The organism is Egibacter rhizosphaerae, from assembly GCF_004322855.1.
Taxonomy (GTDB): domain Bacteria; phylum Actinomycetota; class Nitriliruptoria; order Euzebyales; family Egibacteraceae; genus Egibacter; species Egibacter rhizosphaerae.
Map to the genome: position 1 here is coordinate 1,501,335 of NZ_CP036402.1, position 12,761 is coordinate 1,514,095.

Annotated in this window: 10 protein-coding genes; 7 read left to right on the top strand and 3 right to left on the bottom strand. The window is 72.5% G+C overall.

Annotated elements, in window-relative coordinates; all coding sequences use genetic code 11:
- Positions 1-64: 64 nt before the first annotated feature.
- The 5 genes from ER308_RS06925 to ER308_RS06945 all read left to right on the top strand — a co-directional run bounded on the left by ER308_RS06925 (position 65) and on the right by ER308_RS06945 (position 7,134).
- Positions 65-706, top strand: a complete 642-nt coding sequence (locus tag ER308_RS06925; protein WP_165491875.1) for a helix-turn-helix transcriptional regulator — start codon at positions 65-67, stop codon at positions 704-706.
- A gap of 117 nt (positions 707-823) precedes the next feature.
- A complete protein-coding gene (locus tag ER308_RS06930) occupies positions 824-1,321 on the top strand; it encodes a hypothetical protein (protein ID WP_131154297.1) in 498 nt (165 codons plus the stop codon).
- A gap of 100 nt (positions 1,322-1,421) precedes the next feature.
- Positions 1,422-2,357, top strand: a complete 936-nt coding sequence (locus ER308_RS06935) for an ATP-grasp domain-containing protein (RefSeq protein WP_131154298.1) — start codon at positions 1,422-1,424, stop codon at positions 2,355-2,357.
- A gap of 153 nt (positions 2,358-2,510) precedes the next feature.
- Positions 2,511-3,902 carry an FAD-binding oxidoreductase gene (locus ER308_RS06940; protein WP_131154299.1) on the top strand — a complete coding sequence of 464 codons (1,392 nt, stop codon included), beginning with the start codon at positions 2,511-2,513 and terminating at the stop codon, positions 3,900-3,902.
- 73 nt (positions 3,903-3,975) lie between these two features.
- Positions 3,976-7,134: an ATP-binding protein gene (locus tag ER308_RS06945; RefSeq protein WP_131154300.1), complete on the top strand. Its 3,159-nt coding sequence runs from the start codon at positions 3,976-3,978 to the stop codon at positions 7,132-7,134.
- A 99-nt stretch (positions 7,135-7,233) separates the two neighbouring features.
- On the opposite strand, the gene ER308_RS06950 is transcribed toward ER308_RS06945, so the two are convergent.
- Positions 7,234-8,634 carry a dihydrolipoyl dehydrogenase family protein gene (locus tag ER308_RS06950; protein WP_131154301.1) on the bottom strand — a complete coding sequence of 467 codons (1,401 nt, stop codon included), beginning with the start codon at positions 8,632-8,634 and terminating at the stop codon, positions 7,234-7,236.
- 559 nt (positions 8,635-9,193) lie between these two features.
- On the opposite strand from ER308_RS06950, the gene ER308_RS06955 reads away from it, so the two are divergent.
- The gene (locus tag ER308_RS06955; protein ID WP_165491876.1) at positions 9,194-10,558 is read left to right on the top strand and encodes a cell wall-binding repeat-containing protein; all 1,365 of its coding nucleotides are present in this window, start codon (positions 9,194-9,196) and stop codon (positions 10,556-10,558) included.
- Between the two features lie 81 nt (positions 10,559-10,639).
- Here the strand turns inward: ER308_RS06955 and ER308_RS06960 are convergent, their stop codons facing one another.
- Positions 10,640-11,125 (bottom strand): universal stress protein, encoded by a 486-nt coding sequence (locus tag ER308_RS06960; RefSeq protein WP_165491877.1) that lies wholly within the window; start codon positions 11,123-11,125, stop codon positions 10,640-10,642.
- Between the two features lie 244 nt (positions 11,126-11,369).
- Between ER308_RS06960 and ER308_RS06965 the strand changes: the two genes are divergently transcribed.
- A complete protein-coding gene (locus ER308_RS06965) occupies positions 11,370-11,672 on the top strand; it encodes a hypothetical protein (RefSeq protein WP_131154304.1) in 303 nt (100 codons plus the stop codon).
- Between the two features lie 69 nt (positions 11,673-11,741).
- Here ER308_RS06965 and ER308_RS06970 read toward each other — a convergent pair whose 3' ends face one another.
- Positions 11,742-12,590, bottom strand: a complete 849-nt coding sequence (locus ER308_RS06970) for a cytochrome c oxidase assembly protein (protein ID WP_165491878.1) — start codon at positions 12,588-12,590, stop codon at positions 11,742-11,744.
- Positions 12,591-12,761: the final 171 nt, after the last annotated feature.

Here is a 12,761-nt window from a genome sequence, read left to right on the forward strand (position 1 = left end):
CGGCCGTGACGCGGTCATGCAACGGTTCGCGCAGCTTCAGGCCAGCAGCACCCGGGAGATCCGGATGTTCACGCGCATGCCGTACCTCACGCCACCCGAGATGCAGAACGAGCACGAGCGGCGCGTGCTGGCCCGCAACGTGCGGTTCCGGGCGGTGTACGAGGCCGCGGCGCTCGACGACGACGCGATCCTCGCCCACGTGAGGACCCAGGCCGGCGACGGCGAGGAGGCGAGGGTGGCCGAGCACCTCCCGCTCAAGCTCGCCATCGCGGACGACGACCGCGCCTTGGTGCCGCTCGACAACGGACCCCATGACGCCGGCTGCGAGAGCGCGGTGGTCCTCAGCGCGTGCGGCCTTCTGGACGCCCTGTGCACCCTGTTCGAATCGGTCTGGTTGCGGGCCTACCCGTTGGTGCTCGACGGCGCGGCCGCCCGGCCAGGATCCGGGCTATCCGCGGACGACCAGCAGCTGCTGCACCTCCTGCAGGCGGGGCTCTCGGACCGCGCGATCGCACGCCAGATGGGGATCGCACAACGCACGTTGCGCCGGCGCGTCCAGCGGCTGATGGAGCAGACCGGCGCGACGACCCGCTTCCAGCTGGGCGCACGCGCGACCGACCTCGGGTGGCTGCCCTGCTCGACGGAGCCGGTCGAGCAGATCGTCGACGTGGCACGAGCGGAAGCCGCGGACCCGCACCTCGCGTGACACTGACGGCACGCCGCGGCAGTGGGGGGAGCCTCAACGCAGCTGTCGCGGTTCGCGAGCGCATCGGAGCTCACGCGCTATCGTGCCGCTCCCGACATCCTTGCGATCGAAGGGCACTTGAGCGCATCCGAGCGGTGTGACGATCGTCCCCACGCACAGGCCGCGTGGGACGGCGAGGCGGGACCGAGCCTGCTCGCAGCCGCACTCGAAGCCGAGCATCGTCGCTGGCAGGAGCAACTGGACCGTCGCCTCGCGCAGACGACGTCGCCGACCGCCCGGGTTCTGGCTGTGTTCGACGCGTACATTGATGCCGACCTGCCGGCGGAGCCGACCGGACGGGCCCTGCTGGGGATCGGCAGCGACACGTGCGAGCACCCGGCGATGCGTCCGGTCGTCCGCGCGCACCACCATCAGGCGGCCGAGCTCCTCGAGGCCCAGGTGCGGGCCACCGGAGTCGACGATCCCGAAGCCCTCGCCGCGCATCTCGGGATGCTGCTTCAGGGAGGCCTCACCGCGAGCATCCTGACCGGAGACCGCGCCCGGCTCGAGGCCGCCCGCACGCTGGCGGCGGGCGTGCTCGGGACCGCGTCGGACGCCCGCCCCGAAGCCGACTGACCGTCGCCGCCTCGCGCGACCCTCGTCACGACGGCAACCTGGTGAACGCAAGGGGCGGAGCGACGTCCGATCGCGCCACGCCAGGATCCCGAGGGCAGAAATGACCGTGTACGTCCTGCACGAGAACCCCACGTGGTTCGGACCGTTCGCAGAGGCCCTCGAGGCCGAGGGCCTCGCCTGGGAGGACTGGCATCTCGACGGGGGGTCGCTGAACCTCGATGCGCCTCCCCCCGAGGGGGTGTTCTGGTCCCGCATGAGCGCGAGCGCCGCCACCCGCGGCCACGACCGAGCCATCGCCCACACGCGCACCGTCCTCGACTGGCTCGAGGCCCACGGTCGCCGGGTCGTCAACGGTCGCCGGGCACTCGAGCTGGAGGTCAGCAAGGCCGCCCAGCACGTCGCCCTGCGGGCCGCCGGCATCGCGACGCCCAGAAGTGCCGCCATCGCGGGGGAGGATCCCGACGACGTGGCGCGCAGTGCGGCCGACGTGCCCGCCCCCTTGGTCGTCAAGCCGAACCGTGGCGGCACCGGCTGGGGCGTGGTCACGTTCGACGACCACGAATCGCTCGCCTCGGCAGCCGCCGCGGGCGAGCTGCCGGCGTCGCCCGACGGGGTGCGCCTGGTGCAGGAGTACGTCACCGCACCCCGGCCGCTCATCACCCGGGTCGAGCTCGTCGGCGGGCGGTTGCTCTACGCGGTCGACGTGGACACGAGCGAGGGCTTCGAGCTGTGCCCGGCCGACGCCTGCCGCGCCGACGGGAGCTCGCTGTTCACGCTGCGCCACGAGGTGGATCCGGCGCTGGTGGCTCGGTACGAGGCGTTCGCCGCGCAGCACGCCATCGAGGTGGTCGCCTTCGAGTACGTGGAGACCGCCGACGGACGGCTGCTGACCTACGACGTCAACACCAACACGAACTACAACGGCGACGTCGAACGCGTCGCGCCACGCTCCGGCCCCCGGGAGGTCGCACGACTTCTGCGGACCGTGAGCGACGTGCGCGACCCGGTTCCCGCCGCGCAGCCCTCCCCGCACTGAGCACCGCCTCCCACGGGCGGCCCTCCTCGCCTCGCCCGCCGCCGACGGGCGTCGTCGAGTGCGCCAAGAGATTTCGCGCTCGCAACGCTTCGCGAACGCTCGACGGCGCACCGTGCCCTCACTGACCGGGACGACCGACAGGAGGGACTCACCATGCAGCGGACCACGAGCACGGCCGAAGCCGCGATCACGGAGCTGGAAGCCGGTCTGCGAGGCACGTTGATTCGCCCGGCCCATGAGGGCTATGACGCGGCACGGGCGGTCCACAACGGGATGGTCGACCGGAAGCCCGCGGCGATCGCCCAGTGCGCGGACGTCGCGGACGTCCGCAAGGCCGTCCGCGCGGCGCGAGCGCACGACCTGCTCGTCGCGGTCCGCGGTGGCGGCCACAACGGCGCCGGCCTCGGGGTGTGCGACGACGGGCTCGTCATCGACCTCTCGCGGATGCGCGGTGTCCGCGTCGACCCGGACGCGCGGACCGTCGTCGTCGAGGGCGGCGCCACATGGGGCGACGTCGACCACGCCACCCATGACTTCGGGCTCGCGACCCCCTCGGGGGTCATCTCCACCACGGGCGTCGGCGGACTCACGCTCGGCGGCGGGCTGGGCCACCTCACCCGTCGTCACGGACTCACGATCGACAACCTTCTCGAGGCCGACGTCGTCCTCGCCGACGGGAGGCTGGTCACCGCGAGCGACAACGAGCATGCCGACCTGTTCTGGGCTCTGCGCGGGGGCGGTGGGAACTTCGGCGTCGTCACCGCGTTCACGTTCCGGTGTCACCCGGTCGCCACGGTGATCGCGGGCCCGGTGCTCCACGACGTCGCCGACACGGGGGACGTCCTGCGTTGGTACCGGGAGTTCCTGCCCGCTGCCCCGAGGGAGCTCAACGGGTTCTTCATGGTCGGCACGGTGCCGCCTGCGCCGCCGCTCCCCGAGGAGCTGCACGGGCACCACGTCTGCGGGGTGGTGTGGGTGTACACGGGTCCGCAGGAGCAGGCCGAGCAGACCCTGGCCCCCGTGCGCGCGTTCGGTTCACCGCTGATCGACGGGATCCACGAGGTGCCATTCCCGGCCCTGCAGTCCGTGTTCGATCCCTTGTACCCGCCGGGGCTGCAGATGTACTGGCGTGGCGACTTCTGTGCGGACATCCCCGACGAGGCGGTCGTGGCGCACGAGACGTTCGCCAAGGTCCCCACGCCGCTCTCCACGATGCACCTGTATCCGATCGACGGAGCCGCGCACCACGTCGGCCCTGAGGAGACCGCGTTCTCGCACCGCGACGCGACGTGGGCGGCGGTGTTCCTCGGCGCCGATCCGGACGCCGGGAACGCCGATCGCGTCCGCGACTGGGTCGTGGACTACTGGGAGGCCTTGCAATCCAGCTCGAGCGGCGGGGGGTACGTCAACTTCATGATGGACGAGGGCGCCGATCGGGTGCGCGCCACGTACCGCGACAACTTCGAGCCGCTCACGCGAGTCAAGGCGGCGTACGACCCGGACAACTTCTTCCGCGTGAACCAGAACATCCCGCCGGCCGGCTAGCACGGCTGCCCGCGGTCGACGCCGTTCCCCCCTGCGTCCCTCGGGTGTAGCCTCACCCCGGAGGGGGCTCGGCATGCTCGAGGTCAACCTGCTCGGCGAACAGCGCGTGGCGCTCGACGGGACACTCATCGAGGAACTGCGATCGCCACGGACCCTCGGTGTGCTGGCCTACCTGGCGGTGCACGAGGGGGCACCGCAGCTGCGGCAGCACCTGGCCGGGGTGTTCTGGCCGGACACCTCGGACGCACAAGCGCGAACGAACTTGCGCCGCGAGCTCCATCGGTTGCGTGGCGCGTTGCCGGATCTCGATCAGTGGCTGGTGATCGATCCGACCAGCGTGTGCTGGCGCGCGGAGGCGCCGGGCACGGTCGACGTCGTCGTGTTCCAGCGCGCGGCCGCGGAGGCCGAGGCCGCCGCGGCCGCCGGCGACGACGCGGGCTTCCGGATCGCCGCCGACGGCGCGGTGCGCGCCTACGACGGTGAACTCCTGCCCGCCTTCTACGACGACTGGGTGCTCGCCGAGCGGGAGCGGCTCCACCGCGTCTGCATCACCTTGTTGGAGCGACTGGTGGCCACCCACACGGAGCGGGGCGACACCGCGACGGCACTGCTGCACGCGCGGCACCGCGTCGAACTCGAGCCGCTGGAGGAGGCCGGCTATCGCACCGTGATGACGCTCGAGGCCGAGACCGGGGACCGTGCCGCCGCGCTGCGCACCTTCCACCGCTGCGCCGCCGTCCTCGCCCGCGAGCTGGGGATCCAGCCCTCGCCGGAGACCTTGACGGTCTACGAGGAGCTCGTCGCCCGCTCCGTCGCCCCCGTGCCCGCTGCCCCCGAGTGGCGAGCCGACGTCCCGCTGGTCGGCAGGGCCGACGAGCTGGCCCGGCTGCACGGCGACTGGGGGCAGACGACCACCCAGCCGCACATGGTGCTGGTCGCTGGCGAGGCCGGGGTCGGCAAGACCCGTGTCGCGGCCGAGTTCGCCGAGGCCGTCGACCGCGGCGGCGGGAGGGTCGCACGGGCCCGGTGCTTCCCATCCAGGGGCCGCCTCGCGCTCGCGCCCGTGGCGGAATGGTTGCGCGCCCCGGGGCTTCACCGCGATCTCTCCGAGCTGGATCGGGAATCCCGTGTCGCCGTCGGGCGCCTCCTGCCCGAGCTCGGCGCGGAGGCCGACGAGGGGCGCCCGGAACCGCTGGCCGACGCCTGGCGGCGGCGCCACTTCTTCGAGGGGTTGGCCAGCGCCGTGCTCGCCGTCCCGGAAGCCACCTTGCTCGTGCTCGACGACCTCCAGTGGTGCGACGGTGAGACGCTCGCGTGGCTCGAGATCCTACTCCACGCCACGGTGGATGCCCCCCTCCTCGTGCTGGCCACGCTGCGCAGCGAGGAGCTCGCCGATCACCCCGATCTCGCCGCTTGGTGCCGACGACTTCGTGCCGAGGGGATCCTGCGCGATCTCGAACTCACACCCCTCTCAGCCGACGAAACCGCGGACCTCGTCGAGATGCTGCGCGGCCTCCCCCTCCCCCGGGAGGACCGCCACCGGCTGCAGGCCGATACCGGAGGCTTCCCACTGTTGATGGTCGAATCCTCGCGCCACGGGCCCCACCGGTCGGCCCGCGTGGACGCGGTGCTCGCCGGGCGCCTCGCCCAGCTCGGCCCCGAGGCCGACGAGCTCGTCGGCCTGGCCTCAACGGTCGGCCGCGACTTCTCCTTCGAACTCTTGGCCGCCGCCGGCGACTTCGATGACGCGACGCTCATCGCGGCGATCGACGAGCTGTGGCGGCGCCGGCTCCTGCGCGAACACAGCTCCACCACCTTCGACTTCACCCACGACCTGCTACGGGACGCCGCCTACGCACGTCTGACCCCACCGCACCGCAAGCTGTGGCACCGCCGCGTCGCGGTCGCGCTCGAGCAGCTGTACGGCGACCGCCTCGAGAGCGTGGCCGCGGAACTGGCGGAGCAGTGGGAGCAGGGAGGACAGGCTGAGCGGGCCATCCGCTATCACACGATCGCCGCGGACGCCGCCACGGCGGTGTTCGCGCTCGACGACGCCGTGCGCCATTACGACCGGGCCCTCGAGCTCCTGGCTGATGTTCCGCCGAGCTCCTCGCGCGACCGATGGGAACTCGAGGTGCGCGAGGCGCTCGTGCCCCCGCTGCTGGCCCGTCGCGGGTACGCGGCACCGGAGCTCGGCACGACGCTCGCGAGGTCCGCGGAACTGGGCGAACGGCTCGGCCAGATGAGCGTCGCGCTGCGCAGCCACGGGGCGCGATGGGGCCACCTGTTCGCCCGGGGTCGGGTCGCGGACTCATTGGCCCTGACCGAGCGCCTGATGGTCCGAGCTGCGGACTATCCCGACCAGGCGCGCCAGCTTGGGCTCGCCAGCGCCGGCTCCCTGACCAGCCTCGGGCGTCCCCGTGACGCGTTGGCGCGTTTCGCGGGGATCGAGGAGCAGGTCGACGCCGAGGGGGCCTTCCTCTACGGCTTTCGATTCGAGATCATGGCGCGAGCATGGAGGGCGCACGCTCTGTGGCTGAGCGGTGCGACGTCCGAGGCGGCGGCCAGCGCCGCGATGGCGATCGAGTTGGCCGCCGGTACCGACCGCCCCTTCGACCGGACGATCGCGCAGGCCTACGGGGCGATCACCCGCTACCTGCTCGGAGATCTCGAGGGTTGTGGCGCGGTCGCGGCCGCTGTCCGGGAGCTCTGCGACCGCTACGGCTTCGCCTACTACGGCGAGTGGGGCCGAATCCTCGCGGGGCGAGCCCGTGGGGGACCGGCCGGCGAGGCCGAGATCCGCGAGGGCATCGACCGTCTGCGTGCACAGCACGCGGGCACCCGCATGCCCTTCTGGTGGTCCCTGCTCGCCGAGGTGCTGGCCGAGACGGGTCGCCGGCAGGAGGCCTCGCGGGTTCTGGGAATGGCCCGCGAGACCGCTGCAGCCCACGGAGACCGCTTCTGGATCGCCGAGCTTTGGCGGCTCGACGGGATCCTGCACTCCGACCCCGTGGGGCGCGAGCTCCTCAAGCAGGCGCTCGAGGTCGCCGCCGGACAGCGGGCACTGGCGCTGGAACTGCGCGCTGCGATCGACCTGGCACGCCGGTACGCCGATGCCGGGGATCTCCGGGGGGCCGTTCGCTGTCTCGGCCCCGTCCGCCCCCGCGCCAGCGGCTGCAACCCCGACGATGTCGCGGCCGCAGACGCCCTCCTGGAGGCCACCTCCGATTGAGCGCGGTGGCCGTGGGGCGACGGGCCCACGGTCCGGGCGGTCACGAACGGCGGCAGAACGCGTCGCAGGCCGCGCTCGGTGGGCCGCCTCCGGAACCGGTCAGAGGCCGGCCTGCTCGAGCAAGCGCAGCCACACCTCGCTGACGGTCGGGAAGGCGGGCACCGCGTGCCACAACCGGTCGATGGGCACCTCCCCCGCGACCGCGATCGTGGCCGCGTGCAACATCTCACCCACGCCGGGACCGGTGAACGTCGCGCCGACTATCACGTCGCGCTCGGTGTCGACCACCAGTCGACTCGTCCCCGGCGTGTCCTTGCCGAGCAGCGCGCCCCCGGCGTTCGCGCCGGTCGGGACCTCGAGCACGCGGGTCGCGAACCCGACCCGTTTCGCCTCCGCGGCGGTGAGCCCGACCGCGGCGACCTGCGGATCGGTGAAGACCACGCGCACGTTCGCGGTGTGGTCGGCCCACGCCGTGACGTCACGGCCGGCAATGACGTCCGCGGCCATGCGGGCCTGATACTTGCCCATGTGAGTCAGCAGGTTGCGTCCGTTGACGTCGCCCGCGGCGTACAGCCAGTCGCCCGCCACGGCGGTGGCGCGCAGCCGGTCATCGGTCTCGATGTAGCGGCCCGGTTCGAGGCCGACCTGCTCGAGGCCGATGTCGGTCGTGCGCGGGCGCCGCCCGACGGCGACGAGCAGTTCGTCGGCCTCGACCTTGGCGCCATCGGACACCTCGAGCGCGACGCTGCCGTCGTCCCGTCGCGACACCGAGCTCACGTGCGCACCGAGGCGCACATCGACGCCATCGGCGGCCAGCGCCTCGGTGATCTGCTCCGCGACGAACGGTTCCTCACCGCCGAGCAACGCGTCCTCGGCCTCGAGCAACGTGACCTCGGCACCGAGCCGCACGAACGCCTGAGCCAACTCGACGCCTACGACCCCGCCACCGAGCACGGCGAGCCGCCGCGGCACCTCGGTCGCCTGCGTCGCCTCCCGGTTGGTCCAGGGCTGCGCCTCCCGGAGACCCTCGATCGGCGGGATGGCCGCGCTCGTGCCGGTCGCGACCACCACGGCACGCCGAGCCGTTACGCGGGTCACCGCCCCGTCGTCGGCCGTGACGGCCACCCGCCGCTCTCCCTCGAGCCGCCCACGACCGCGCACCAGGTGGACCCCTGCGGACTCGACCCACTCCTCCTGACCCGTGTCGTCGGGCGTGGCGAGGAGGTCGCGGGTGCGCAGGGTCGCCGCCGCATCGACGCCGCCGGTGACCGCGGGGGCCGCGCCGGGGACCGCGCGGGCGGCCGCGAGCACCTCGCCGGGCCGCAACAACGCCTTGCTCGGCATGCACGCCCAGTACGAGCACTCACCTCCCAGCAGCTCGCTCTCCACCAGCGCGGCGTCGAGCCCCCGCTCGACCGCGCGCCCTGCGGCGTTCTCCCCCGTGGAGCCCCCGCCGATGACGATGACGTCGAATTCCCGTGCCGGCTCGTCGTTGCTCATCCCAACCCCCTCTTGTTTCGGCAGCCGGCTCATCGCCTGCGCCAGACTCGGGATCAACGCCCGCGCCACGCGTTTCAGCCGGGCTCGTCACTCGGGTTGCCGAGTGACGCTCGCGACCCTCCCCCGACCGCGGACGATCAACGCCTGGCCGTGACCTCGGGGCGAGGAACCGGCGTATAACCACTTCGGCGCGTAACGACACCTAGACCACGCGTGGTTTCCCAACCCAGATTTCGCCGAATCCGGCATACACCTGTCCGAAAGGGCATCCCACGACCCGACAAATCGGTCATACCAGCGATCTAGTAGGGCGCAAGGGTCCACGAGGGCGATGCGTCAGAGCCCACGAGCCGTCCCGGACGTCACCACCCCTGTGGCGTCGGGGCGACAAGGCAGCGCGGCACCCCCCGGGCGGCGACAGCCGCTCAGACACGAAGCGCCACCCGCACCGGGTGGCCACAACCCCCACCACCCCCACTTCCCCCACAACAACCCCCATGATCCCCAGGAGGTCCCCCACGTGGTTGCTCTCGTGCGTCGATTCACGATCCTGACCGTATTGAGCACATTCTCGGTCGTCGCCCTCACCGGCATCGCTGCCGCCGACGAGCCCGAGCGCATTGCCGGCGACAGCCGGATCCAGACGTCCGTCGAGGCCTCCGAGCACGGATGGGACGCTGCGGGCCACGTCATCGTGGCGACCTCGTCGGACTACGCGGACGCGCTCGGCGGTGCGGCGCTCGCGGCCTCCGAGGACGCACCCCTGCTGCTCACCGATGCCGGTGGTCTGCCCGCCGCGGTCGGCGACGAGATCGAACGGCTCGGGGCCGAGAAGGTGACGATCCTCGGAGGCGAGGACGCCGTCGCGGGAGGCGTCGCCAACGACATCGCGGCGCTCCCTGGTGAGCCGCAGGTGGAACGTCTCGGCGGTGAGACCCGCTACGAGACCGCCGAGGCCATCGCCGAACACCTGCCCGCCGACGAGGTGCTGGTCGTCGCGGGCCGGGACTTCCCCGACGCGATCAGCGCGACCGCCCTCGCGACGGCCAACGGGGCGCCCGTGCTGCTCACCCCGAACGACGACCTGCATCCGACGGTGGTCGACACGATCGAGACTCTGGGCGCGGAGCGCGCCACCGTCGTCGGCGGGCCGGCGGCAGTGGCCGACGCGGTCGTCGACGACCTGCAGAACCACGTCGTTGACGTCACGCGCATCTCCGGCGCCGACCGTTACGCAACGTCCGCCGAGGTCGCCAGGATGGCCCTCGAGCTGCGCGGCGGTGAGCAAGCGACGCCGGTCTTCGCCACCGGCGAGGCGTTCGCTGACGCGGTCATCGCGGCCCCCTTGTCGGCCCGCATCGACGGCACGCTCCTGCTCACGCGTCCCCACCAACCACACGAGCCCACCGACGCCTTCCTGCGCGAGCACGTCGACCGCTGGAACGGTTCGGTGCACGTGGGCGGCAACGGCTCGCTCAACGGCGAGACGCTCGAGGCCCTCGGCATCTCCCTTCGCGGCGAGGAGCACCCCGAGCCCGAGCCCGAGCCGGAGCCCGAGCCGGAGCCCGAGCCGTCCATCGGCGAGCGCGTCGTCGAGCACGCCCGCAGCCAGCTCGGAACGCCCTACGTGTACGGCGGCAGCACGCCGAGCGGGTTCGACTGCTCCGGGCTGACGAGCTGGGCCTGGGCCCAGGAGGGCGTGTCGATCCCGCGCACCTCGAGCGCCCAGTTCTCGAACCTCCAGCGGGTCTCGACCGATGACGCCCAGCCCGGCGACATCGCCGCGTTCCGCAACCCGGTCGGCCACGTGGCGATCTACGCCGGCAACGGCAAGATGATCGAGGCGTCCCGGACGGGGATCCCCGTGCGCGAGGTCAGCGTGTGGCGTAGCGACCTGCGCGGGTTCGTCCGACCCGCCGAGTAGGCGCGGCACCAGCGCACCACGGCGGGGCCCGGCACCATGGTGCCGGGCCCCGCTTGTGCGCGGGCACCACCGGGTCGCGCGCTACGGCTGCGGCACCAGCACGACCGGAATCGTGGACTGGGCCACGACGCTCTGGCCCACCGAGCCCAGCAGCATCCCGCGGAAACCACCGAGCCCGCGGGTGCCCAGGACGATCAGGTGCGCGCGCTCGGCAGCCTCGAGGATCTCGGTCGACGGGCGACCACGTCGCACTTCGACCTCCGCTCCGAGGGCTTCGAGCTCGGGCACCTCGGCGACCACCCCGTCGAGCAGTTCCTGGGCGCCCTGACGGGTCTCCTCCTCGACCTGCTGGCGCAGCGCGCCGCCGTCGAGGGTCTGGTAGGGATAGGCGGCGGACATCGGCTGATACACGTGCACCACCGACAGGCTGGCCCCACGGGAGCGGGCCTCGGTCGCTGCCCAGCGCAACGCTGCGCGAGCCGTGTCCGACCCGTCCACCGCGACCACGATGTGGCCCACCTCACCGAACGCTGCGGCTTCGCGGGCGCCTTCCGTATTCGTTCCCATAACGCTCTCCTTCCCGTCGGGCCTGCGGCATCCCGACCCGGGTACGGGCCGTCCGCGACGCCCCGGCGCGTGGCGACGCGGGTCTCGCCACATCCAGCATCATTCCCCTCGCGACGCGTACGCCGCCCCGGCGAGCGGCCCACCGCGGGCGGGACCAAGGACCCTCACCACCGCCGCCCGGGATGTCCCGTCGTTTCCCCGCACCCGATCCCGGGCAGCGTGGCTTCGAAAGGGGTGATGTGTCGTGACCAGCGAGTCGGACGACCAGCGCAGCGAGAACCGCCACAAGGGCAGCGGCAAGCAGTTCGCCAACAGCCACCGGGAGGCACCGCCCGAGCGCCAACCGCGCGAGGGCAGCGGGAAGCAGTGGGTGCCCGGCGAGACCGCCGACGATCCCGAGCGCGAACGCACCACTGGGAGCGGCAAGCAGTGGGAGCCCGGTGAGACAGCCGAGGGCGAGGTGGAGGACACCGGCTCCGGCAAGCAGTGGGCCTGGCACGAGGACGACGCGGCCGACGAGGACGAGGGCGAGGGGGGCCGCTCGTAGCTCGACCGCCGGTCAGGGCCACGCGCGGCGATGCGGGGACGGCGTGTCGTCGCGCCCGAGCCTCATCGCTCACAGCGGGCGTGAGGCGACCTCGTCGGCCGTCCCCGCGGTCGGCGGCGGCGGGTCGGCCTCCTCGCTCGCGCTCCAGCGGAACCAGATGCGCGCGATGCGTACCCACAGCAGCAACCCCGCGACGACCTTCATCGCGAGGCCGGCGAACCGCTGATCCATCGTGGCGTCGAAGCCGTGCACCGGTGGCGCCAGCTCGTACACCTCGTAGAGCGGGAACGCAGCGAACGTGAGGAACGAGGCGGGGATCGTCGGCAGTACCGACTGTCCGAACAGGTAGGCCATCTGCGCAGGAGGCGACAGACGCGGCACCTCGGGCAGAGGACTGAGGACGGGCATCCACAGCACGATCGCGGCGAGGATCCACGCGAGGTCGATCACCAGCTTGGCCACCTGGCTCTCGAGGGACGGGTCCAGCAGCAGCGGGCTGTGCGTGGCGAGCAGCGTCCCGTTGAATATCGCCAGCGCCGGCAGCGGCCGGGCCAGCCACCGGGCGACCGCGATCCCGCCCGAACGCAGGACCCGGCGGGCGAGCCATGCCGGCACGCCCGCGAGCAGCAGCGGCATCGCGACGAACGAGATCAGGATGAACTGGACCACGTGCGCGCTCGCGAGGTAGCCCCCGCCGAGGGCCGCGATCGGCCAGTCGGTGGCGAGGTGGAGCGCCACCACGCCCCCGACGAACGACGCGATCTGGCGTCGCGACGGGGCGCCGTCACGAGGGGGCGCGAGACGGGCCCGCGCGAGGAAGTACCAGGCCAGCAGTGCTGCTGACAGCAGCCAGGCCCCCAGGTACGGCCTGGGGGTCCAGGACCACGGCTCGTACGTCGCCGAGCACCAGAAGTCCACCGCGCGTGCCTCCTCGCGTGACCATGACCGCGTCCGGCGATCGGCAACCCGACCCGCGATCCTGGCGCGACGGTAGCAGTCCGGGCCCCGGGCGGACGTTCGAGCCACGGAGCGGATCAGCGTTCTCGTGCGACGACGGTCATCCTCGTCGCGGTGCGTGGTCCGTGATCG

Excerpts from the sequence above, each read along its gene's own strand:
- ER308_RS06940 (WP_131154299.1), top strand. The coding sequence starts at position 2,511 with ATGCAGCGGACCACGAGCACGGCCGAAGCCGCGATCACGGAGCTGGAA.
- ER308_RS06960 (WP_165491877.1), bottom strand. The coding sequence starts at position 11,125 with ATGGGAACGAATACGGAAGGCGCCCGCGAAGCCGCAGCGTTCGGTGAG.
- ER308_RS06945 (WP_131154300.1), top strand. The coding sequence starts at position 3,976 with ATGCTCGAGGTCAACCTGCTCGGCGAACAGCGCGTGGCGCTCGACGGG.
- ER308_RS06935 (WP_131154298.1), top strand. The coding sequence starts at position 1,422 with ATGACCGTGTACGTCCTGCACGAGAACCCCACGTGGTTCGGACCGTTC.
- ER308_RS06925 (WP_165491875.1), top strand. The coding sequence starts at position 65 with ATGTTCACGCGCATGCCGTACCTCACGCCACCCGAGATGCAGAACGAG.
- ER308_RS06950 (WP_131154301.1), bottom strand. The coding sequence starts at position 8,634 with ATGAGCAACGACGAGCCGGCACGGGAATTCGACGTCATCGTCATCGGC.